Origin of the sequence: Geodermatophilus chilensis (assembly GCF_002802985.1) — a bacterium.
GTDB lineage: Bacteria > Actinomycetota > Actinomycetes > Mycobacteriales > Geodermatophilaceae > Geodermatophilus > Geodermatophilus chilensis.
Map to the genome: position 1 here is coordinate 28,754 of NZ_NVPT01000001.1, position 20,963 is coordinate 49,716.

The window sequence follows — 20,963 nt, forward strand, 5'->3', positions numbered from 1 at the left end:
ACTGCAGAGCCGCTCACAACCTCTCCCGCTTCATCACGACGGCGTCCGTGCCGCTCGGCTGGTAGTACCGCGGGCGCCGGCCGATCTCGGTGAACCCGCGCCGCCGGTACAGGCCCTGCGCCACCTCGTTGTCGGCGCGCACCTCCAGCAGCACCACGGGGCTGCGCCGGTCGGCCTCGGCCAGCAACGCGTCGAGCAGCGCGGCGCCGATCCCCTCGCCCTGCCGGTCCTCGGCCACGCCGATGGTGGCCACGTGCGCCTCGTCGTCGTAGGCGATCAGCCCGGCGTAGCCGACGACCCGGTCGCCGTCCTCGGCCACCAGGTAGGAGCGGGTGTCGGTGCGCGCCAGCTCGTCGCGGTACATCGCCCGGGTCCAGGTGTCCGGAGCGAAGAGTTGCTCCTCGAGCTCGAGGACGGCGTCCAGGTCGGCCAGCCGCATCGGCCGCAGCCGGGCGCTCACGCCGTCGTCACCGGCTTGAAGGACGTCGGCGGGACGGCGTCCGGGCGGCGCAGGTACAGCGGCACCAACGGGCCGGCGGACGACGGGTCGGCCAGCTGCGGCGCCGCGGCCCGCAGCAGCCCCGCCGTCGTCACCTCGGCCGGGGTGACCTCGACGCCCAGGCGCTCGGCGAACCGGGCGTCGCCGACGACCGGGCCGGCGACCGCCGACTCCTCGGGGCGCACCACGCCCGGACCGTCGGTGCGCGCACCGTCGGCGTCGTAGGCGGCCCAGTAGACCTCCTTGCGCCGGGCGTCGGTGACCACCGTGCGGGCGCCGGAGCCGACGGCGTCCAGCGAGCAGACCCCCACCACGGGCAGCCCACGGGCGTCGCCGATGGCCGCGGCGGTGACCACCCCGACGCGCAGGCCGGTGAACGGCCCGGGGCCGAGCCCGGTCACGACGGCGTCGACGTCGGCGAGCGCCAGACCGGCGTCGCCCAGGACCTCGGTGACCGCGACGGTGAGCAGCTCGGCGTGCCGGTTGCCGGAGGGCACCGCCCGCTCGGCGAGCACCTCGGTCGCGCCGTCCGGCGACCACCGGGCGAGGCCGGCGACCAGCGTCGGCGTGGCGGTGTCGAGCGCGAGGACGAGCACGACCACCCAGCCTAGTTGCCCGGCGTCAGGTGTCCTCCGCCGTGGGCAGCTCGTACACGACCTCGAGGCCGTCCTCCTCGTCGACCTGCTCCCCCACCTCGACCAAGCCGAACGGCAGCGCCACCCGCCGCGAGGCCGCGTTGTCCGGGGCGATGGACAGCCGCACCACCCGCACGTCCGGCTCGCGGCGGGCGCGGTCGAGCAGGACGGCCAGGGCGGCGCGCGCGTATCCGCGGCGCCGGTGCCCGGGAGCGGTGGCGTAGCCGACCTCGACCATGCCGCGGTCGTCCGGCGGGCCGTGGAAGCCGGCGCGGCCGACGGCCAGCCGCCGGTCGGGGTCCCACACGACGCCGGTCACCCACGCGGCGGACGCGGGATCGGCCGCCACCTGCGCCGCCCGCATCCGCCACACCGGCGCCCACTCCGGTCCGGCGAACACGGGCGTCAGGGGCACCGGGGCGGCGGCGTTCGCGGCGGCCAGGTCCCCGTCGGCCAGGGCGGCGAACACCGGGCCGGTCAGCGCGAGGACCTCGACCCGCGGGCCGCCGGCGGTCACCGCGGCTCGCCGTCCAGGCGCTGCTCCCAGCCGGGACCGTGCGGCACGAGCACCGCCGTCCGGACGTCGTCGTCGCGGCGGTCCAGCCGCACCTCGAGGTGCTCGTCGGCCAGCTGCTCCACCAGCCCCTGGCCCCACTCGACGACGGTGACCGACTCGTCGGTGGACGCGTCGAGGTCCAGGTCGTCGACGTCGGCGACCCCGCCGAGGCGGTAGGCGTCGACGTGCACCAGGGGCAGCCGGCCGCCGCGGTGCACGCGGGCGATGACGAAGGTCGGGGAGGTGACCGGCTCGCGCACCCCGAGCGCCTCGCCCAGCCCCTGGGTCAGCGCGGTCTTGCCCGCACCGAGCGGCCCGACGAGCACGATCAGGTCACCGGCGCTCACCACCCCGGCCAGCGCGGCGCCGAGCGCCCGGGTGTCCGCCGGGGTCGGCAGCACGTGCTCGCGCCTCACGCCAGCGTCCCCGCGACCGCGGTGAGGTCGGCCAGCAGCCCGGCCCGCGGCGCCCCGTTCGGGCCGAACCGGATCGCCGCCGATGGGTGGTAGGTCGCCCAGACGGCCCGGCCGTCGACGTCGTGGGCCCGGCCGCGGGCTTGCGCCAGTACGGTGCGCGGGCCGAGGAACCACTTGGCCGACGAGAGCCCCAGCGCGACGACGACCGGCGGGTCCAGGAGCTCGAGCTGGCGGCGCAGCCAGCCGCTGCAGCGGGCCACCTCCGGGGTCTTCGGCGTCCGGTTGCCCGGCGGGCGGCACTTCACGATGTTGAGCACGGCGGCCTCGGCGCGGTCCAGCCCGGCCTCGGCCAGCAGCTGGTCGAGCAGCTGACCGGACTTCCCGACGAACGGCCGGCCGGTCTCGTCCTCGGTCGCCCCCGGCGCCTCCCCGACCAGCGCGAACCGCGGGCGCCCGCCGGCCGGGGCGTCGCCCACCACCACGTGCTGCCGGGTGGCGGCCAGCTCGGGGCAGGCCACGCAGGGCCGGGCGGCGGCGGCCAGCGCCTCCCAGTCGGGCGCGGCCGCGGCGACGCGGGCGACCTCCTCGGCCGCGGCGTCGAAGCGCGGTGCGCGGGTCACCGGTCCACCCCGGTCGACAGGTCGGCCACCACCCGGCGCAGCAGCGCCGACAGCGCCGCGGTCACCTGGTCGGGCTTCTCCAGCGGCACCATGTGGCCCGCGTCCGCGACGACGACGTGGTCGACGCCCGGCGCCTCGGACCCGCCGAGCGGCTCCACGATCATGTCGCTGTGCTTCGGTGGGATGAGCGTGTCCTTGTCGCCGGTGAGCACCAGCACCGGGACGGCGCGCAGCGGCACCAGCGAGGCGGTCTCGTCCAGGCCGGCCAGCGCCGGGTAGAACTCCGCGATCACCTCGACCGGGGTGCCGGCGATCATCGAGTCGACGTAGCGGCCCAGCGCCGGGTCGACGTCCCGCGAGGCGAACGACAGCGACCAGGTGACGCGCGAGATCAGGTCGGCGGCCAGCCGGCGGGTGCCCTCCGCGAGACCCGGACGGCGGCGCATCGTGTACGCCGCGATCGGCACCACCGCCGCGCGCACCCGGGTGAGCAACTCGGGCATGCCGAAGTCCAGGTCGGCGAGGTTGCCGCTGGAGGTGCTCATCAGCGCCGCGCCCACGACCCGGGTGCCGAACAGCTCCGGGCGCAGCGCTGCCAGGGCCATGACGGTCATGCCGCCCATCGAGTGCCCGACCAGCACCACCGGCCCGGTGGGCACCCGCGACCGCAGCACCGCGTCGAGGTCGCGGCCCAGCTGGGCCATCGTCGAGTGCTCGGCCGGCCCGCGGCCGGACGCGCCGTGCCCGCGCTGGTCGTAGAAGACGAGTCGCGCCGTCGGGCGGGAGCCGTTGGCGGTGGCCAACGCGGCGCCCAGCGCCTTGCGCTGGAAGGTCCACGAGGCCATCGACAGCGAGTAGCCGTGGCAGAAGACGACGGTCAGCGGGGCGTTGGGCGGGCCGACCTCCTCCACGGCCAGCAGCACGCCGTCGTCCGCCGTCACCAGCGCCGTGCGGTCGGCGCGGCGGGACGCCAGGCCGAGCGGGTCGTCCTCGCGCAGCTCGGCGTCGGTCGCCCCCGCCGGCAGCCCGGCCGCGGAGCCCACTCGCTCGGCGCCCACCCGCCGGGCGGCGGCCCGGCTGACCGCGACGCCGACGGCGGTGCCGGCCGCGGCCAGGCCGAGGACGGCGCCGAGGACCCCGGCCCGGTGGTGCGGCTGCGGCGTCGACTGCCGGCGCGGCCTGGCGTGCCGGTGCGCCGCCATCAGACCGCCCCCGCCGAGCCGACGTAGCGGCGGGTGAAGCGGCCACCGATCCGGGTGACCAGCTCGTAGTGGATGGTGTCGACCGCGTCGGCCCAGTCCTGCGCCGTCGGCTCACCGCCGTCCCCCGGCCCCCAGAGCACCACCTCGTCGCCCGCGTGCACCTCGGCGTCGCCGACGTCCAGCACGAACTGGTCCATGCAGACGCGACCGGCGATCGTCCGGTGCGCCCCGGCGGCCAGGACCGGCGCCCGGTTGCCCGCCGCCCGCGGCACGCCGTCGGCGTAGCCGACCGGCACCAGCAGCAACGTCGTCTCGGTGTCCGGGAAGTAGGTGTGGCCGTAGGAGACGCCGACGCCGGCGGGCACCCGCTTGGTCAGCGCGGCGCGGGCCCGCACCGTCATCGCCGGCCGCAGCCCGTAGGCGGCCGGGTCCCCGCCGAGCGGGTCCAGCCCGTAGACGGCGACCCCCGGGCGGACCATGTCGTACCAGGTGTCGGGCAGCGCCACCGTCGCCGCGGAGTTGGCCAGGTGCAGCCGCGCCTCCGTCAGCCCGGCCGCCCGGGCCAGCGCGACCGCCTCCTCGAACACCCGCACCTGCGCGCCGATCGTCGGGTGGGTGGGAGCGTCGGCGTAGGCCATGTGGCTCCACAGGCCCACGACCTCCAGCTCGCCGTCGGCCTGCGCCCGCACCGCGGCGGCGACCAGGCCCGGCCACTCGGCCTCGGTGGCGCCCTCGCGGGAGAGACCGGTGTCGGCGAACAGGTGCACCCGGGCGGTGCGGCCGGTCGCGCGGGCGGCTGTGACCACCTCGGCCAGGGCCCACTCGGCGTTGACCGACACCTCGACGTCGGCGGTGAGGGCGGCGGCGTAGTCGGTGCCGGGGGCGTGCAGCCAGGCCAGCACCGGAGCGGTCACGCCGGCCGCACGGAGCCCCAGCGCCTCCTCCAGCACCGCGACGCCCAACGCGTCGGCTCCCCCGGCCAGCGCCGCGCGCGCGGCCGGGACCATGCCGTGGCCATAGCCGTCGGCCTTCACCACCGCCATCAGCGGGCGGCCGACGCGCTCGCGCAGCGCCGCGGTGTTGGCGGCGATGGCGTCGAGGTCGACGACCACCTCGGCCCGGGCTCGATCACTCACGCGCCCGAGTGTCCCAGCCGGTCCGCCGGCGCCCGGCGCAGGCGGGCCAGCGTGGCCGGCAGGGCGCGGACCAGGTCGCCCGCGATCAGCGGCCCCTCCTCCGCTGCCAGCTGCCCGGCCAGCCCGTGCACGTGCGCGCCCACGGCCGCGGCCTCGGCGGCCGGCAGGCCGGTGGCCAGCAGCGCCCCGGTGAGCCCGGAGAGGACGTCGCCGGTGCCGGCCGTGGCCAGCCACGGCGTGCCGGTGCCGTTGACGTAGGCGGTGCCGTCCGGCGCGGCCACGACGGTCGCGTCGCCCTTGAGCAGGACGACGGCGCCCAGGTCGGCGGCCAGCCGGCGGGCCGCGCCGACCCGGTCGTGCCCCACCTCCTGGCCGAAACGGGCGTACTCGCGGTCGTGCGGAGTGAGCACGGTCGGCGCGCGCCGCTGCCGCACCAGGTCGGGCTCCTGCGCGGCCGTCGTGAGCGCGTCGGCGTCCACCAGCACCGGCAGGTCGGTGGCCAGCACCTCGGCCAGCACACTGCGCGCGTCGTCGTCGGTGCCCATCCCGGGGCCGACGACCCACGCCTGCACCCGCCCGGCGTCGGAGGGCCGGCCCTCGGTGACGATCACCTCCGGCCAGGCGGCCCGCACCCCCGGGGCCGCCGTCCCGGCGTAGCGGACCAGCCCCGGGCGGGCGCGCAGCGCCGCCCCGGTGCACAGCACGGCGGCGCCGGGGTAGGTCGAGGAGCCGGCGACGATCCCGACGACGCCCTGCGTGTACTTGTCGTCGCCGGCGTGCGGCAGGCGGATGCGGTCGGCGACGTCGGCGTCGGTCAGCCGGTGCGCGCCGGCTGGTGGTAGGTCGAGGCCGATGTCGACCAGGTGCACCCGGCCGGCGTACCCGCGGCCCTCCCCCACGACCAGCCCGGTCTTCAGCGCGCCGAAGGTGACCGTGTGCTGGGCCGGGAAGGCGGCTCCGGGAACCGCTCCGGTGTCGGCGTCCACCCCGCTGGGGACGTCGACGGCGACCATCAGCCCAGGCCCGGTGGCGGCCCGCTCGACCAGCGCGGCGGCCGGCGGGCGCAGGCCCCCGCGGCCGCCGATGCCGACGATCCCGTCGAGGACGAGGTCCGCGCGCTCCAGCCCGGTCGGCCCGTCGGGGGCGGTGACCCGCCCACCCGCCGCGCGCAGCGCGGCCAGCCCGGCGGCGTGCACCCGCTGAGGGTCGAGCAGGACGGCGGTCACCCGCGCGCCCCGGCGGGCCAGGTGCGCGCCGGCGAAGAGGGCGTCCCCGCCGTTGTTGCCGGCGCCGGCGAGGACGGTCACCCGGGTGCCGTGCGCACGGCCGAGCAGCCCCAGGCAGGTGGTGGCCAGGCCGGTCGCGGCCCGCTGCATGAGCGTGCCCTCCGGGGTGGCGGCCAGGACCGGCTCCTCGGCCGCGCGCACCTCGGCGGCGGTGTACAGCCCGATCACGGTCCCTCCCCGTGCGGCATGCCCTCCGCGACGACGACCGCGGAGGCGATGCCGCCGTCGTGGCTGAGCGAGAGGTGCCAGGAGGTGACGCCGAGCTGCGCCGCCCGGCCGGCCACCGTCCCGCGCGCCGTCAGGTGCGGCCGGCCGTGCTCGCCGACGGTGATCTCCGCGTCGTGCCAGCGCAGGTCACCGGGCGCCCCCAGGGCCTTGGCGACGGCCTCCTTGGCGGCGAACCGGGCGGCCAGCGACTCCCCGGTGCGCACGCCGCCGCGGGGCGTGCGCTGCTCCTCGGCGGTGAACAGCCGGTCGCGCAGGCCCGGCGTGCGGACGAGGGACTCGGCGAAGCGGTCGACCGGCACCACGTCGATCCCGACCCCGATGATCACCGGGTCAGTCTGCCGTGCCGCCGTCCCTGCCGCCGTCCAGCTCGTAGTCCCGGCCCCGACCGGAGGCTCACCCGAGCGCGAAAGGCCCCGTCCGGAGGCTCGCCCCGAGCGTGCGAGGGGTGAGGGGGACGGGGTCCTTCTCGAGAGGGTCGGGGTCCTTCATTCGACGGTGACGCTCTTGGCCAGGTTGCGCGGCTGGTCGACGTCGTAGCCGCGGCAGTCGGCGATCTCGCAGGCGAGCACCTGCAGCGGCACCGTCGTCACGATCGGCGCCAGCAGCGTGGGCGTACGGGGCACCCGGATGACGTGGTCGGCGTAGGGCAGGACGTCGTCGTCCCCCTCCTCGGCGATCACGATCGTGCGCGCCCCGCGGGCCCGCACCTCCTGGATGTTGGACACGACCTTGCCGTGCACCGACTCCCGCGAGCGCGGCGAAGGGACGACGACCACGACCGGCGTCCCCTGGTCGATCAGGGCGATCGGCCCGTGCTTGAGCTCGCCGGCGGCGAAGCCCTCGGCGTGGATGTAGGCGAGCTCCTTGAGCTTGAGCGCACCCTCCAGCGCCACGGGGAAGCCCACGTGGCGGCCGAGGAAGAGGATCGTGTCCGCGTCGGCGAGCGTCCGGCCCAGGGCGCGCACCGGCTCCATCTGGGTGAGCACCTGCTCGACGGCCCGGGGCAGGCCGCGGATGTCCTCGACGATCGCGGCGACCTCGTCGGCGTACTTCATGCCGCGGATCTGGGCGAGGAAGAGGCCGACCAGGTAGCAGGCGACGATCTGCGCCAGGAAGCTCTTGGTCGACGCGACGGCGATCTCGGGGCCGGCGTGCGTGTAGAGGACGGCGTCGGACTCCCGCGGGATCGTCGAGCCGTTGACGTTGCAGATCGCCAGCACGCGGGCCTTCTGGTCCTTGGCGTGCCGCAGCGCCATCAGCGTGTCCATCGTCTCGCCGGACTGGCTGATGACGATGACCAGCGTGGAGCGGTCGAGCACCGGGTCGCGGTAGCGGAACTCGCTGGCCACCTCGACCTCAACCGGGATGCGGGTCCAGTGCTCGATGGCGTACTTGGCGATCAGGCCGGCGTGGTACGAGGTCCCGCAGGAGACCACGAAGACCTTGTCGACGTCGCGCAGGTCCTGGTCGGTCAGGCGCACCTCGTCGAGCACCAGCTGGCCGTCGTCGCCGAGCCGGCCGAGGAGGGTGTCGGCGACCGCCTGCGGCTGCTCGGCGATCTCCTTGAGCATGAACCAGTCGTGACCGCCCTTCTCGGCGGCCGCGGCGTCCCAGTCGACGGTGTAGGCGATGGGCTCGACGACGGTGCCGTCGAAGTCGGTGACGGTCAGCCCGCGGTCGCGGTGGATCTCCACGACCTGGTCCTGGCCGAGCTCACGGGCCTCGCGGGTGTGCGCGATGAAGGCGGCGACGTCGGAGCCGAGGAAGTACTCGCCGTCGCCGACGCCCACGACCAGCGGGCTGTTGCGGCGGGAGGCCACCAGGGTGTCGGGCTCGTCGGCGTGCGAGGCGACCAGCGTGAACGCACCCTCGAGGCGACGGCTGACCACGCGCATCGCCTCGGCCAGGCGGCCGGGGCCCTCGGGCGTCTCGGCGTAGGTCGTGGCCAGCAGGTGTGCGGCGACCTCGGTGTCGGTCTCGGAGGAGAACTCGACGCCGGCCGCCTCGCACTCGGCGCGCAGCGCGGCGAAGTTCTCGATGATCCCGTTGTGGATGACCGCGACCTTGCCGTCCGCGGACAGGTGGGGGTGGGCGTTGCGGTCGGTCGGCCCGCCGTGCGTGGCCCATCGGGTGTGCCCGATACCGATCGTCGACTCGGGCAGCGGGGAGTCCGCGAGGACCTTCTCCAGGTTGGCCAGCTTGCCGGCCTTCTTCGCCGCCGCCTGCCCACCGTCAGCGAGGACGGCGACGCCCGCCGAGTCGTACCCCCGGTACTCCAACCGGCGCAGACCCTCCAGGACGACGTCCAGGGCGCTCTGCGGGCCGACGTATCCCACGATGCCGCACATTCCAGCGAGGCTACCGGCGGGACCGGCCGGACCCGTCCCTCACACGAGTGGGACGAGACGGATGTGACGCGAGCGTCGTCACATCGTCGTCCCACCCGACGACACCGCCATGACACCGTCGTCCTACCGGACGACACCGCGGCCAGGTGCCGTTCCCCACCCCGGGCCCCGCCCTGAGCCTGCGAAGGGTGGGGAGGACGGGGTCCTTTCTCAGTCGACGGCGGCGACGACGTCCGCGAGGCGCCGGGCGATGGCGTCGGCCCGCTCCTGGGTGGGCGCCTCGACCATCACGCGCACGAGCTGCTCGGTGCCGGAGGGGCGCAGCAGCACCCGGCCGTCGTCCCCGAGCTCGGCCTCGCACCGGTTGACCGCAGCGGCGACCTCGTCGCTCTCCACGACCGCCAGCCGGTCGCGGACCGGCACGTTGACCAGCGTCTGCGGCAGCCGCCGCACCACCGAGGCCAGCTCCGCCAGCGAGGATCCGGTCTCGGCCATGCGGGACAGCAGCGACAGTCCGGTGAGCAGCCCGTCGCCGGTCGTGGCGTGGTCGAGGAACACCAGGTGGCCGCTCTGCTCGCCGCCCAGGCTCAGCCCCCGCGCCCGCAGCGCCTCGAGCACGTACCGGTCGCCGACGGCGGTGGTGTGCACGGCGATGCCGGCGTCGCGCATGGTGTGGTGGAAGCCGAGGTTGCTCATGACCGTGGCGACGACGGTGTCGCCGGTGAGCCGGCCGTGCTCGTGCAGCCCGAGCGCGCAGACGGCGAGGATCGCGTCGCCGTCGACCACGTCGCCCTGGGCAGTGACGGCCAGGCAGCGGTCGGCGTCCCCGTCGTGCGCGATGCCGAGGTCGGCGCCGTGGGCACGGACGGCCTCGGTCAGCGGGCCCAGATGGGTGGAGCCGATCCCGTCGTTGATGTTCCAGCCGTCGGGCTCGCCACCGATGATGTGCACGGTCGCCCCGGCCCGCCGGTAGACCTCGGGCGCGCAGACGGCGGCCGCGCCGTGGGCGCAGTCGACGACGAGGGTGAGGCCGGACAGCGGCCGGTCGACGGTCGAGAGCAGGTGCTCGACGTAGACCGCGCCCGCGCCGGGGAGGTCGGAGACCCGGCCGATCTCGGCAGCGGTGGGACGCGGACCGTCGCCCTGACCGGCGGTCACGGCCTGCTCGATGGCGGCCTCGACCGCGTCGGGCAGCTTGTGCCCACCCCGGCTGAAGAGCTTGATGCCGTTGTCGGGCATCGGGTTGTGACTGGCGGAGATCATCACGCCGAGGTCTGCGCCGGTGTGCGCGGTGAGGTGCGCGATCGCCGGGGTGGGCAGCACCCCGGCCCGCAGCACCTGCGCGCCGGCACTGGCGAGGCCGGCCACGACGGCGGCCTCGAGCATCTCCCCGCTGGCGCGGGGATCGCGGCCGACGACCGCGACGGGACGCTGGGTCCCGTCGCGGTCGGCGAGCACGCCGGCGGCAGCACGTGCCACCGAGAGGGCCAACTCCGGCGTGAGGTCGGCGTTGGCCCGACCCCGGACGCCGTCGGTCCCGAAGAGGCGACCCACGGACGTACCGGTCAGCGCTTCGAGTACTGGGGCGCCTTGCGGGCCTTCTTGAGCCCGTACTTCTTGCGCTCGGTGACGCGGGGGTCCCGGGTCAGGAAGCCGGCCTTCTTGAGGGCCGGGCGGTCCTCGGCCTCGACGGCGATGAGCGCGCGGGCGATGGCCAGGCGCAGCGCGCCGGCCTGGCCGCTGACGCCGCCACCCCGGAGGATGCCGACGACGTCGTACTGCTCGGTCCGCTCGACGGTCACGAACGGCTCACGGATGAGCTGCTGGTGCACCTTGTTCGGGAAGTACTCCTCGATGGTGCGGCCGTTGAGTCGGAACTGGCCGGTGCCCGGCAGCAGGCGCACGCGGACGATGGCCTCCTTGCGCCGGCCGACGGTCTGCACCGGACGCCCCTCGGCGTCGGTCACGGTGAGGGCGGTCGTCACTGGGCCACCTGCTTGATCTCGTAGGACTGGGGCTGCTGAGCGGCGTGCGGGTGCTCGGGCCCGGCGTACACCTTCAGCTTCTTGAGCATCTGACGGCCCAGGCTGTTGTGCGGCAGCATGCCCTTGATCGCGCGCTCGATGACGCGGTCGGGGTGCGTGCGCAGCTGGTCGCCGACGGGGATCCGCTTGAGGCCACCCGGGTAGCCGGAGTGGCGGTAGGCGATCTTCTCGTCGCGCTTGGAGCCGGTCAGCGCGACCTTGCCCGCGTTGACGATGACGACGAAGTCGCCGACGTCGACGTGCGGGGCGTACTGGGGCTTGTGCTTGCCGCGGAGCAGGATCGCGGTCTGGCTGGCCAGTCGACCGAGCACCACGTCGGTGGCGTCGATGACGTGCCAGGCCCGGCTGATGTCGCCGGGCTTCGGGGTGTACGTGCGCACGGCGCTCGTGTCCTCCGTCGTCGTCGGATCGGCTGGTGGGATCGCCTCACCGAGCACGGGAGACGGTGCGGGACACGCGGGCACCAGCCGGCCGCGCGCGCCAGCCGATCACGATACCAGCCGACGCCCCGGCCCCTCCGCGGCGCGGTCAGCCCTCCGCGTCGACCTCGCGCAGCTTGCCGGTCGTCACGTCGTAGACGGTCCCGCGGACCTCCGTGGCGACCAGGTACGGGCACTCCCGCAGTCGCCGGACCGACTCGCGCACGTCCTCGTCGACGTCCGCGAAGCCCTGGACCGCCCAGTCGGGCCGAGTGCCGGTGACCTGCTCGATCCGGTCGAGGACCGCGGCCTCGTCGGCGCCCTGCATGCCGCAGCCGGTGTGGTGCACGAGCAGGACCTCGCGGGTGCCCAGCAGGTGCTGGGAGATGGCGAGCGAGCGCAGGGTGTCCTGGGTGACCACCCCACCGGCGTTGCGGATGACGTGAGCGTCGCCGGGTTCGAGGCCGAGGATCCGGTAGACGTCCATCCGCGCGTCCATGCAGGCCACGACGGCGACTCCACGGCCCGGCCGCGCCGGGAGCTCCGCGGGCGGCTGCGGTGCCCCCTGCGCGTTCGCCGCCAGCATCCGGTCGACCTCGGACATCGCCCACCTCCGTCGCGCACCAGCCAGGTCCTGCGACCCTAGCCGGGCAGGTCAGCGGCCGCGGGAGAGGCGGACGGCCTCGCGCAGCCGGTCCGGCGTCAGCTCGGGGCGCCCGCCGGAGTGCCCCACGGTCAGCCCGGCCGCGGCGGAGGCGACCCAGGCGGCGTCCTCCGGGGCGGCGCCCCCGAGCAGCGTGGCGGTGAGCGCGGCGACGTAGGCGTCCCCGCCCCCGGTCGGGTCGACCGGCTGCCCGCCGAGCAGCGGGACCACGACGTCGCCGTCGGCCCAACCGGGGTCGACCTCCAGCTCCCCCGCGGCCACGCCGAAGCGCGGCCCAGCCCGCCAGGCGACCATGTCGCCCTCCTCCCCCACGCCCATCGCGACCACCCGCGCCCCGGCGGTGAGCAACTCGGCCGCCGCGTCCCGGGCGTCGTCCACCCCGGACAGCTCGCGGCCGGCGAGCAGCCGCGCCTCGATGGCGTCCGCGCGGACGACGTCGGCCCGGGCCAGCACCGCGTCACGGGTGGCGTCGTCCTCCGGCGCACCGTCGACGACGACCACCGCCCCCTCGGGCACCCGCTGCAGCGCGGCGACCACGGCCGGCCCGGGCTGCTGCAGCTGCAGGCTCACCACCTGCGCGGCGGCGATCTGGTCGGTGGCCGCGGCGACGTCGTCCGGGGTCAGCAGGACGACGTCGGGCACGTCCTCGAGCAGCCGGCGCACCCCGCCGTCCTCCACGAGGTCGACCAGCAGCGCGGTGCTGGCGCCGCGGCGGCGCACCACCGCCGAGACGTCGATCCCGTCGGCCGCGGCCTGCGCGACCGCCTCCACACCGGGGTGGTCGTCGCCCACGACGCCGACCAGCGCGACCGGCACGCCGAGCTGCGCCAGCGCCACCGCTTGGTTGGCGCCCTTCCCGCCGAGCAGCTCGCGGCGCTCGCCGACCGTCGCCGAGCCGCCGGCCTCCGGCAGGGCCGGGGTGCGGAGGACGAGGTCGCGGCCGACCTGGCCCAGGACCACGACGTCGGCCATCGCTGTCCGCCCTCCCCGGTGCTCGCGGCGTGGATCGGTCAGGATGTGCCCCGTGCGCACGGTCGAGGAACACCAGGCGGTCGTCGCGGCGCTCCTCGCCCCGCTGGGGGAGGAGGAGGTGCCGCTGGCGGCCGCGCACAGCCGGGTGCTCGCCCGGGACGTGACCGCGCAGGTGTCGCTGCCCGGCTTCGACAACTCCGCGATGGACGGCTACGCCGCCCGCTCGGCCGAGGTCGCCGCCCTGCCGGTGCGGCTGCCGGTCGCCGACGACGTCCCGGCCGGGCGCACCGACGTCCGCCCGCTGGAGCCGGGCACCGTGCAGCGGATCATGACCGGCGCGCCGCTCCCCGAGGGGACGGACGTGGTCGTCCCGGTCGAGCTCACCGACGGCGCCACCGACGTCGTGGAGATCCGCGACGCCCCCGCCGCCGGCACCCACCTGCGGCGGGCCGGTGAGGACATCACCGCCGGCACCGTCGCGCTCACCGCCGGCTCCCCGCTCGGCGCGGCGCAACTGGGCCTGGCCGCCGCCGTCGGCGCACGGACGCTGTGGGTGCGCCGCCGGCCCCGGGTGCTGGTGCTCTCCACCGGCAGCGAGCTGGTCGAGCCGGGCGAGCCGCTGCTGCCGGGCCAGATCTACGAGTCGAACTCCGCGCTGCTCGTTGCCGCCGTCGAGGACGCCGGGGGGACGGCGCGGCGGCTGCACTTCGTGCCCGACGACGTCGACCAGTTCCTGTCCACCGTCCGCGCCGAGCTCGCGACCGCCGACCTCCTGGTCACCAGCGGCGGGGTCAGCGCCGGCGCCTACGAGGTGGTCAAGGACGCCTTCCGCGCACTGGGCACCGTCGAGTTCGTCAAGGTCGCGATGCAGCCCGGCGGCCCGCAGGGAGCCGGCACCGTGGACGGCGTCCCGGTGGTCACCCTGCCCGGCAACCCGGTGAGCTCGTTCGTCTCCTTCGAGGTCTTCGTCCGGCCGGCGTTGCGCCGCGCCCTGGGCCACGCCGACCCCGGCCGACTGCGCGCGCCGGCGACGCTCACCGCCGCGCTGCGCTCCCCCGCCGGGCGCCGCCAGTTCCTCCGGGGCCGCTACGACGCGGGCACCGTCTCCCAGGTCGGCGGGCCCGGCTCGCACCTGGTCGCCCACCTGGCCCGCGCCAACTGCCTGGTCGTCGTCCCCGAGGACGTCACCGAACTGCCCGCCGGCGCCCCGGTGGACGTCGTGCTGATCGAGGGAGCACTCCAGTGACGGAACAGCGGCTCACGCACGTCGACGAGGCCGGGGCCGCCCGCATGGTCGACGTCTCGGCCAAGCCGGTCACCGCCCGCGAGGCCACCGCGGCCGGCCGGGTGCTGGTCAGCCCCGAGGTGGTCGCGCTGCTGCGCGGCGAGGGGGTGCCCAAGGGGGACGCCGTCGCCGTCGCCCGGATCGCGGGCATCGCCGGGGCCAAGCGGACGCCGGACCTCGTGCCGCTGTGCCACCCGATCGCCCTGCACGGCGTCACCGTGGACGTGACCGTCGCCGACGACGCCGTCGAGATCGTGGCCACCGCCCGCACCGCGGACCGCACCGGCGTGGAGATGGAGGCGCTCACCTCCGTCGCCGTCGCCGGGCTGACCGTCATCGACATGGTCAAGGCCGTCGACCCGCGCGCGGCCATCACCGACGTCCGGCTGCTGGCCAAGTCCGGCGGCAAGAGCGGGGAGTGGCGGCGGTGAACGCCTCGCTCCCGGACGACGCCCGCGCCGTCGTCGTCACCGCCTCCAACCGGGCCTCCGCCGGCGTCTACTCGGACCGCAGCGGGCAGGCCCTCGTCGAGGGGCTGCGCGCGCTCGGGTTCGCCGTCGAGGGCCCGCACGTGCGCCCCGACGACGTCGCCGAGCTGGAGATGGTGCTGCTGGAGGCCATCGGCTCCGGCGCGGACGTCGTCCTCACCACCGGCGGCACCGGGCTCTCCCCGACCGACGTCACCCCCGAGGCCACCCGGCGGGTGCTCGAGCGGGAGGCGCCGGGCATCGCCGAGGCGGTCCGGCGGTACGGGGAGTCGAAGGTGCCGACCTCGGTGCTCTCCCGCGGGATCGCCGGGACGGCCGGGCGCACGCTCGTCGTCAACCTGCCCGGCTCCACCGGCGGCGTGCGCGACGGCCTGGCGGTGCTCGGCCCCCTGCTCCCCCACGTGGTCTCGCAGCTCCGTGGCGGCGACCACGTCTGACGTCGCCCTCCGGGCGACACCGCGGCCACCTGCCGTCCCCCCGTCGGGCTGAGCCACCCCGGCGTGCGGGTCCAGGTGGTCCTGCAGACCTGGCGGCGGGAGGGGCCGCGGACGTACCTGCCGGTCCCCGGCGAGTTCGCGTCCTCGTCGGGCTCCGGTCGGAGACGCCGCGGGCTAGTCGTCGACGACGATGCGCTCGGTGCGCGTGTAGACGTTGCACCCGTCGCCGCGGAGGAAGCCGACCAGCGTGATGCCGACGTCGGCGGCCAGCTCCACCGCCAGGGACGACGGCGCCGACACCGCGGCCAGCACCGGGATCCCGGCCATCGCCGCCTTCTGGGTCAGCTCGAAGCTCGCCCGCCCACTGACCATGAGCACGTGCCCGGCCAGCGGCAGCCGCCCCTCGCGCACGGCGTCGCCGATCACCTTGTCCACGGCGTTGTGGCGGCCGACGTCCTCCCGCAGGGCCACCAGCTCGCCGTCCGCGGTGAACAGCCCGGCCGCGTGCAGCCCGCCGGTCTTGTCGAACACCTGCTGGGCGGCACGCAGCCGGTCGGGCAGGGCCAGCAGCGTCGCCAGGGGCAGCCGGACGTCGTCCCCGGCGACGTCGTGCCGCGTCTTCGTGCGGATCGCGTCGATGCTCGCCTTGCCGCACACCCCGCAGGAGCTGGACGTGTAGAAGTTCCGGTCGAGCGCGGTGTCCGGCGGCTCCACGCCGGGCGCGAGGTCGACGTCGACGACGTTGTAGGTGTTGCGGCCGTCCTCGTTGACCGAGTTGCAGTAGCGCAGGCCGGCGACGTCGTCGGCCGACCCGATCACCGCCTCGGTGGCCAGGAAGCCGTGCACCAGGTCGAAGTCATCGCCCGGCGTGCGCATCGTGACCGCCAGCGGTGTCCCGGCCAGGCGGATCTCCAGCGGCTCCTCGGCCGCCACGGTGTCCGGGCGGGTGCTGTGCGCGGCGCCGCGGATCCGCAGCACCGGCGTCCGGCTCGTGACTCGTCCCACGGAGGGCGACGGTACCCACGTCCGCGCCCTACGGTCGCGGGGTGCCCGCGCTGCAGCCCTACGCCGCCGTCATCCTGGCCGGCGGCCGCGCGGCGCGGCTGGGCGGGCAGGCCAAGCCGCAGCTCGAGGTGGGCGGCCGCACCATCCTGGAGGCGGTCCTGGCCGCCGTCCCCGACGCCTCCCCGCGGATCGTCGTCGGCCCACCGCAGCCGGTGCCGCCGGGCGTCCTCGTCGTCCGCGAGGACCCGCCGCGCGGCGGCCCGGTGACCGCGATGCGGGCAGGCCTCGCCCACGTCCCCACCGAGCTGGTGGCGCTGCTCGCCGGGGACCTGCCGTTCCTGACCCGGGGACTCGTCGACGCGCTCCGCGAGCGGCTGACCGGCGACGGCGTGCTGGTGGTCGACGACACCGGACGCGACCAGCTGCTCCTCGGGGTGTGGCGGACGGCGGCGTTGCGCGCGGCGGTCGCCGACGTCGACGGGCCCACCTCGGTGCGCCGGGTACTCGCCCCGCTCGCGGTGCGCCGGCTGCACCCGCAGGTCGCGCCCGGGCAGCCGCCGCCGTGGACCGACTGCGACACCCCGGCCGACCTCGCCCGCGCCCGGGCCGCGGCAGCCCGCCGGGTTCCCCGCCGGCCCCAGGGGTAGGGCCTCCTCCATGCGCATCGTCATCGCCGGGGCCCACGGGCAGGTCGCCCGCCGCCTCGGCCGCCTGCTGTCCGGCCGCGGCGACACGGTGATCGGCATCGTGCGCAACCCCGCGCACTCCGACGACCTGCGCGCCGACGGTGTGGAGCCGGTCGTCCTCGACCTCGAGCAGGCCGGCGTCGACCAGGTCGCCGAGGTGCTGTCCGGGGCGGACGCCGTGGTCTTCGCGGCGGGCGCCGGCCCGGGCAGCGGCGAGGCCCGCAAGCACACCGTCGACAAGGGTGCGGCGTTGCTGCTCGCCGACGCGGCCGAGCGGGCCGGCGTCCGGCCCTACCTGCTGGTGTCGTCGATGGGCGTCGAGCAGGCCCGTCAGGGGACGCCGCGGGGCATGGACCCGGTCTTCGCCGTCTACCTGCAGGCCAAGCTGGCCGCCGAGGACGCGATCCTGCCCCGGCCCGGCCTCGACACGGTCGTCCTGCGGCCCGGCCGGCTCACCGACGAGCCGGGCACCGGCCGCGTGACGCTCGCCCACGGCGTCGAGTACGGCGAGGTGCCGCGGGACGACGTGGCCGCGGTGCTGGCCGCGCTGCTGGACGCCGGGAAGACGAACGAGGTCGTCGAACTGGTCAGCGGCGACATCCCGATCGACGAGGCCGTCGCCGCCCTCCCCTGACGAAGGACGCCGTCCTCCCCACCCTTCGTGGGAGGACCGCCTGCTCCCCGCCACTCGTAGGAAGGGCCGCGTCCTCCCCACCCCTCGCAGGCTCGGGGCGGGACCCGGGACGCGGCCGGCGGGACCTGCAGGGGGCCAGCGGGGCCCGGGACGGGGCCGCTCCGGGCGTTCTCCTCAGGAGCGCAGGGCGCGGGTGACGACCGCCCGGGCGGCGAGCTGGTCGTCCGGCGGGTAGTCGACGGCGACCAGCGTCAGCCCCCCGGCCGGGACGACCGGCACCTCGCTGGAGCGCTCGCTGCGGCCCAGCAGCGCGGCCGGCCACTCCGGCGGGCGCCGGCCCTCCCCCACCGCGGTGAGGGCGCCGACGAGGCTGCGCACCATCGAGTGGCAGAAGGCGTCCGCCGACGCCCGCACGGTCACCAGGTCACCCTCGCGGGTCACCGCCAGGGTGACCAGCCTGCGGATCGTCGTCGCGCCCTCCCGGTGGCGGCAGAAGGCGGCGAAGTCGTGCAGGCCGAGCAGCAGCTGCGCGGCGGCCGCCATCGCGGCGGCGTCCAGCCTGCGGGGCCAGCCGACCGTGTCGGCCCGGCGCAGCGGCGGCGGGCCGCTCTCGGCGTCGGTGAGCCGGTAGACGTAGTGCCGGCGCAACGCCCCGAAACGGGCGTCGAACTCCGGCGGCGCCTCCTCCACCGAGTGGACGGCGATGTCGGGCGGCAGCACCCCGCGCAGCCTGCGCACCAGCTTCGCCCGCTGCTCCTCCCACACGGTGCGCGGGACGTCGGCGTGCGCGACCTGGCCGGTGGCGTGCACCCCGGCGTCGGTGCGCCCGGCGACGGTCAGCGCGACCGGCTGCCGCAGCACCCGGGCCAGGGCCTCCTCGAGGTCGCCCTGCACGGTCCGCTGGTCGGGCTGCCGCGCCCAGCCGTGCAGCGCGGTGCCGTCGTAGGCGAGCCCCAACCGGAGCCGGACGTCACCGCCACTCGGGGCGGACCGGAGACGGACGAGCCCGCCACCGGGTGCGGTGGCGGGCTCGTCAGGAGTGCGGTGAGTGGTCAGCGACCGCTCACCGGGGGTCGGGAGCGGACTCGCCCCCGGGCGCGTGCGTGCCGGCGGTGGCGGCGTCGCCGAGCTCGGCGGCCTCGACCTCGGCAGCCGCGGCAGCAGCCACGTCCGGGGACAGCACCGGGTCGGCGACCACCGCGGTGTTCTCAGCGGTCGGCTCGGGCGTGGCGTCGCCGTCGTCCTGACGCTCGCCGTCGGGGTTGTAGAGGTCGGTGACGACCTCCTGCGCCTCGGCGTCCACGTCGCCGGAGGTCACGGCCGGCGAGGTGTCGCCACCGGGGCCGGTGGTCTCGCCCTCGAAGGTCGCGCCCTGGTCACCGCCGCCGGCGGAGACGCCCGCGGCGCCGGCGTTGCCGCCCACGCCCGGCTCCCGCTCGCTCATCGGGTGCCGCCCGTCTCCTCGGCGTCGCCCGGGGTCTCGGCGTCGGCCGCGACGGTCTCGGTGGTGGCGTCCGCGTCGTCCACAGCGGCGTCGGTGTCGGTGTCGGTGGCCGGGGTGTCGGTCGCCTCGGCGTCGGTGGTCGCGGCGTCCGTGGCGTCGGCGTCAGCGGACTGGAGCGCGTCCGCGGTGACCTCACCGGAGGCGGCAACGGCACCGGCACCCGAGGCGGCACCGGCGAACCGGGTGCCGCGGGCACGCTCGGCCTCGCCGACGGCCTGCTGGGCCACGGTCTGGCCCTCGACCAGCTCGATGACCGCCATGGGGGCGTTGTCGCCCTTGCGCGGGCCCACCTTGGTGATGCGGGTGTAACCGCCCGGACGGTCCGCGAAGCGCGGCCCGATCTCGGCGAACAGCGTGTGGACGACGTCCTTGTCCCGGATGGTCGTCATCACCTGACGGCGGGCGTGCAGGTCACCGCGCTTGGCGAAGGTCACCAGCTTCTCGGCCAGGGGACGCAGCCGCTTGGCCTTCGCCTCGGTGGTGGTGATCCGCCCGTGCTCGAACAGCGACGTGGCCAGGTTGGCCAGCATCAGCCGCTCGTGCGCGGGGGAACCGCCGAGACGGGGGCCCTTGGTGGGGGTGGGCATGTCGGTCCTTCCTCAGGCTGCCGGGCCGCGGTGCCGGCTGCGTTCCATGGTGGTGCTGACGTCTCGTGCGCTGCGCGCGGGTGGTGCCTCCGGGCCAGTGTGGCGGGCCCGGCAGCGGTGCCGGACGGCGGGTCGCCCCGCCGTCCGGCACGCGCTGTCAGAGCTGCTCGGTCTCCTGGTAGGAGCCGTCGTCGTACTGCGCCTGGTCATAGCCCGCGGCGAACTCGCCGTGGCCCTGGTAGGCGTCGGTCTCGTAGCCCTCGTCGTAGCTCTCGACCGAGGTGGGGATGAACCCGGGCGGGCTGTCCTTGAGCGCCAGGCCCATGGCCGCCAGCTTCATCTTGACCTCGTCGATGGACTTGGCCCCGAAGTTCCGGATGTCCAGCAGGTCCGCCTCGGAGCGGGTCACGAGCTCACCGACGGTGTGCACGCCCTCGCGCTTGAGGCAGTTGTAGGACCGGACGGTGAGGTCCATGTCCTCGATCGGCATCGAGAAGTTGGCGATGTCCGCGGCCTCGGCCGGGCTCGGGCCGACCTCGATGCCCTCTGCGTCGATGTTCAGCTCGCGCAGCAGGCCGAACAGCTCGACCAGGGTGGAGCCGGCGCTGGCGATCGCGTCACGCGGGGCGATCGACGGCTTGGTCTCGACGTCGACGACCAGGCGGTCGAAGTCGGTCCGCTGCTCGACACGGGTGGCCTCGACGGCGTAGGTCACCTTGAGGACCGGCGAGTAGATCGAGTCGACCGGGATGCGCCCGATCTCCTGGCCGGGCTGCTTGTTCTGCGGCGCGGGCACGTAGCCGCGGCCCCGCTCGACGACCAGCTCGATCTCCAGCCGGCCCTTGCCGTTCAGCGTGGCGATGTGCAGCTCGGGGTTGTGCACCTCGACACCGGCCGGGGGCGCGATGTCGGCGGCGGTGACCTCACCGGGGCCCTGCTTGCGCAGGTACATGGTCACCGGCTCGTCGGAGTCGGAGCTGACGACCAGGCCCTTGAGGTTGAGGATGATCTCGGTGACGTCCTCCTTGACGCCCGGCACGGTGGTGAACTCGTGCAGGGTGCCCTCGATCCGGATGCTGGTGACAGCAGCACCGGGGATCGACGACAGGAGGGTGCGGCGCAGGGAGTTGCCGAGGGTGTAGCCAAAGCCGGGCTCCAGCGGCTCGATGACGAACCGCGAGCGCTGCTCGGAGATGGTCTCCTCGGTCAGCGTGGGGCGCTGTGCGATGAGCATGGTGCTGTTCTCCTTCGAGTCCTCCGGCGACCGCCATATGACGCCGTGAGGGGGTGGTGCAGGCCCCGGCAGACATC

The 20,963-nt window shown here is 75.8% G+C and carries 25 protein-coding genes; 5 read left to right on the plus strand and 20 right to left on the minus strand.

All coding sequences use genetic code 11. The features are described from left to right. Positions 1–13: 13 nt before the first annotated feature. The 15 genes from rimI to CNO22_RS00205 form a co-directional block, all read right to left on the minus strand. Entirely contained in the window at positions 14–460 is a 447-nt protein-coding gene (rimI, locus tag CNO22_RS00135) for a ribosomal protein S18-alanine N-acetyltransferase (protein WP_100497351.1), read from the minus strand. Next, entirely contained in the window at positions 457–1,095 is a 639-nt protein-coding gene (tsaB, locus tag CNO22_RS00140; protein WP_100497391.1) for a tRNA (adenosine(37)-N6)-threonylcarbamoyltransferase complex dimerization subunit type 1 TsaB, read from the minus strand. The genes rimI and tsaB overlap by 4 nt, the downstream gene beginning before the upstream one ends. A 25-nt stretch (positions 1,096–1,120) precedes the next feature. Further along, the gene (locus tag CNO22_RS00145) at positions 1,121–1,651 is read right to left on the minus strand and encodes a GNAT family N-acetyltransferase (RefSeq protein ID WP_198588007.1); all 531 of its coding nucleotides are present in this window, start codon (positions 1,649–1,651) and stop codon (positions 1,121–1,123) included. Then, positions 1,648–2,106, minus strand: a complete 459-nt coding sequence (tsaE, locus tag CNO22_RS29585; protein ID WP_100497352.1) for a tRNA (adenosine(37)-N6)-threonylcarbamoyltransferase complex ATPase subunit type 1 TsaE — start codon at positions 2,104–2,106, stop codon at positions 1,648–1,650. The genes CNO22_RS00145 and tsaE overlap by 4 nt, the downstream gene beginning before the upstream one ends. After that, positions 2,103–2,726 carry a uracil-DNA glycosylase gene (locus CNO22_RS00155; RefSeq protein ID WP_100497353.1) on the minus strand — a complete coding sequence of 208 codons (624 nt, stop codon included), beginning with the start codon at positions 2,724–2,726 and terminating at the stop codon, positions 2,103–2,105. The genes tsaE and CNO22_RS00155 overlap by 4 nt, the downstream gene beginning before the upstream one ends. Next, positions 2,723–3,928, minus strand: a complete 1,206-nt coding sequence (locus tag CNO22_RS00160; RefSeq protein ID WP_100497354.1) for an alpha/beta fold hydrolase — start codon at positions 3,926–3,928, stop codon at positions 2,723–2,725. The genes CNO22_RS00155 and CNO22_RS00160 overlap by 4 nt, the downstream gene beginning before the upstream one ends. Beyond that, positions 3,928–5,064, minus strand: a complete 1,137-nt coding sequence (gene alr, locus CNO22_RS00165) for an alanine racemase (protein WP_100497355.1) — start codon at positions 5,062–5,064, stop codon at positions 3,928–3,930. The genes CNO22_RS00160 and alr overlap by 1 nt, the downstream gene beginning before the upstream one ends. Continuing rightward, positions 5,061–6,518 (minus strand): NAD(P)H-hydrate dehydratase, encoded by a 1,458-nt coding sequence (locus tag CNO22_RS00170; protein ID WP_100497356.1) that lies wholly within the window; start codon positions 6,516–6,518, stop codon positions 5,061–5,063. Before CNO22_RS00170 ends, alr begins: the two co-directional genes overlap by 4 nt. Continuing rightward, positions 6,515–6,904, minus strand: coding sequence for a holo-ACP synthase (locus CNO22_RS00175; protein ID WP_100497357.1), 390 nt, complete (start codon positions 6,902–6,904; stop codon positions 6,515–6,517). Before CNO22_RS00175 ends, CNO22_RS00170 begins: the two co-directional genes overlap by 4 nt. A 159-nt stretch (positions 6,905–7,063) precedes the next feature. Then, on the minus strand, positions 7,064–8,926 hold the full coding sequence (glmS, locus tag CNO22_RS00180) for a glutamine--fructose-6-phosphate transaminase (isomerizing) (protein WP_100497358.1): 1,863 nt from the start codon (positions 8,924–8,926) through the stop codon (positions 7,064–7,066). Positions 8,927–9,136: 210 nt separating this feature from the next. Next, a complete protein-coding gene (gene glmM / locus CNO22_RS00185; RefSeq protein ID WP_100497359.1) occupies positions 9,137–10,480 on the minus strand; it encodes a phosphoglucosamine mutase in 1,344 nt (447 codons plus the stop codon). Positions 10,481–10,491: 11 nt separating this feature from the next. Beyond that, positions 10,492–10,911, minus strand: coding sequence for a 30S ribosomal protein S9 (rpsI, locus tag CNO22_RS00190; protein ID WP_012950442.1), 420 nt, complete (start codon positions 10,909–10,911; stop codon positions 10,492–10,494). Next, positions 10,908–11,351, minus strand: a complete 444-nt coding sequence (gene rplM / locus CNO22_RS00195) for a 50S ribosomal protein L13 (RefSeq protein ID WP_100497360.1) — start codon at positions 11,349–11,351, stop codon at positions 10,908–10,910. Before rplM ends, rpsI begins: the two co-directional genes overlap by 4 nt. 148 nt (positions 11,352–11,499) lie before the next feature. Continuing rightward, on the minus strand, positions 11,500–11,994 hold the full coding sequence (locus tag CNO22_RS00200) for a beta-class carbonic anhydrase (protein WP_100497361.1): 495 nt from the start codon (positions 11,992–11,994) through the stop codon (positions 11,500–11,502). A gap of 51 nt (positions 11,995–12,045) precedes the next feature. Beyond that, positions 12,046–13,026: a PfkB family carbohydrate kinase gene (locus tag CNO22_RS00205; protein ID WP_100497362.1), complete on the minus strand. Its 981-nt coding sequence runs from the start codon at positions 13,024–13,026 to the stop codon at positions 12,046–12,048. Positions 13,027–13,069: 43 nt separating this feature from the next. Between CNO22_RS00205 and moeA the strand changes: the two genes are divergently transcribed. The 3 genes from moeA to CNO22_RS00220 are packed head-to-tail and all read left to right on the plus strand — an operon-like array spanning position 13,070 to position 15,236. After that, positions 13,070–14,272, plus strand: a complete 1,203-nt coding sequence (gene moeA / locus CNO22_RS00210; RefSeq protein ID WP_232806686.1) for a molybdopterin molybdotransferase MoeA — start codon at positions 13,070–13,072, stop codon at positions 14,270–14,272. Beyond that, the gene (gene moaC, locus CNO22_RS00215) at positions 14,269–14,742 is read left to right on the plus strand and encodes a cyclic pyranopterin monophosphate synthase MoaC (protein WP_100497364.1); all 474 of its coding nucleotides are present in this window, start codon (positions 14,269–14,271) and stop codon (positions 14,740–14,742) included. The genes moeA and moaC overlap by 4 nt, the downstream gene beginning before the upstream one ends. Next, positions 14,739–15,236 carry a MogA/MoaB family molybdenum cofactor biosynthesis protein gene (locus CNO22_RS00220; protein ID WP_100497393.1) on the plus strand — a complete coding sequence of 166 codons (498 nt, stop codon included), beginning with the start codon at positions 14,739–14,741 and terminating at the stop codon, positions 15,234–15,236. The genes moaC and CNO22_RS00220 overlap by 4 nt, the downstream gene beginning before the upstream one ends. A gap of 174 nt (positions 15,237–15,410) precedes the next feature. Here CNO22_RS00220 and fdhD read toward each other — a convergent pair whose 3' ends face one another. Beyond that, positions 15,411–16,241: a formate dehydrogenase accessory sulfurtransferase FdhD gene (gene fdhD, locus CNO22_RS00225; protein ID WP_100497365.1), complete on the minus strand. Its 831-nt coding sequence runs from the start codon at positions 16,239–16,241 to the stop codon at positions 15,411–15,413. Between the two features lie 41 nt (positions 16,242–16,282). Between fdhD and mobA the strand changes: the two genes are divergently transcribed. Both mobA and CNO22_RS00235 read left to right on the plus strand, forming a co-directional pair. Continuing rightward, entirely contained in the window at positions 16,283–16,888 is a 606-nt protein-coding gene (gene mobA, locus CNO22_RS00230; protein WP_100497366.1) for a molybdenum cofactor guanylyltransferase, read from the plus strand. A 10-nt stretch (positions 16,889–16,898) separates the two neighbouring features. After that, on the plus strand, positions 16,899–17,561 hold the full coding sequence (locus CNO22_RS00235) for an NAD(P)-binding oxidoreductase (protein WP_100497367.1): 663 nt from the start codon (positions 16,899–16,901) through the stop codon (positions 17,559–17,561). A gap of 174 nt (positions 17,562–17,735) precedes the next feature. On the opposite strand, the gene truA is transcribed toward CNO22_RS00235, so the two are convergent. The 4 genes from truA to CNO22_RS00255 all read right to left on the minus strand — a co-directional run bounded on the left by truA (position 17,736) and on the right by CNO22_RS00255 (position 20,886). Further along, positions 17,736–18,518 carry a tRNA pseudouridine(38-40) synthase TruA gene (gene truA / locus CNO22_RS00240; protein ID WP_232806687.1) on the minus strand — a complete coding sequence of 261 codons (783 nt, stop codon included), beginning with the start codon at positions 18,516–18,518 and terminating at the stop codon, positions 17,736–17,738. A 106-nt stretch (positions 18,519–18,624) separates the two neighbouring features. Continuing rightward, positions 18,625–19,005, minus strand: coding sequence for a hypothetical protein (locus tag CNO22_RS00245; protein ID WP_100497369.1), 381 nt, complete (start codon positions 19,003–19,005; stop codon positions 18,625–18,627). Then, a complete protein-coding gene (gene rplQ, locus CNO22_RS30340) occupies positions 19,002–19,652 on the minus strand; it encodes a 50S ribosomal protein L17 (protein WP_100497370.1) in 651 nt (216 codons plus the stop codon). The genes CNO22_RS00245 and rplQ overlap by 4 nt, the downstream gene beginning before the upstream one ends. Before the next feature lie 157 nt (positions 19,653–19,809). Then, positions 19,810–20,886 carry a DNA-directed RNA polymerase subunit alpha gene (locus CNO22_RS00255; protein ID WP_091213383.1) on the minus strand — a complete coding sequence of 359 codons (1,077 nt, stop codon included), beginning with the start codon at positions 20,884–20,886 and terminating at the stop codon, positions 19,810–19,812. Positions 20,887–20,963 lie beyond the last annotated feature (77 nt).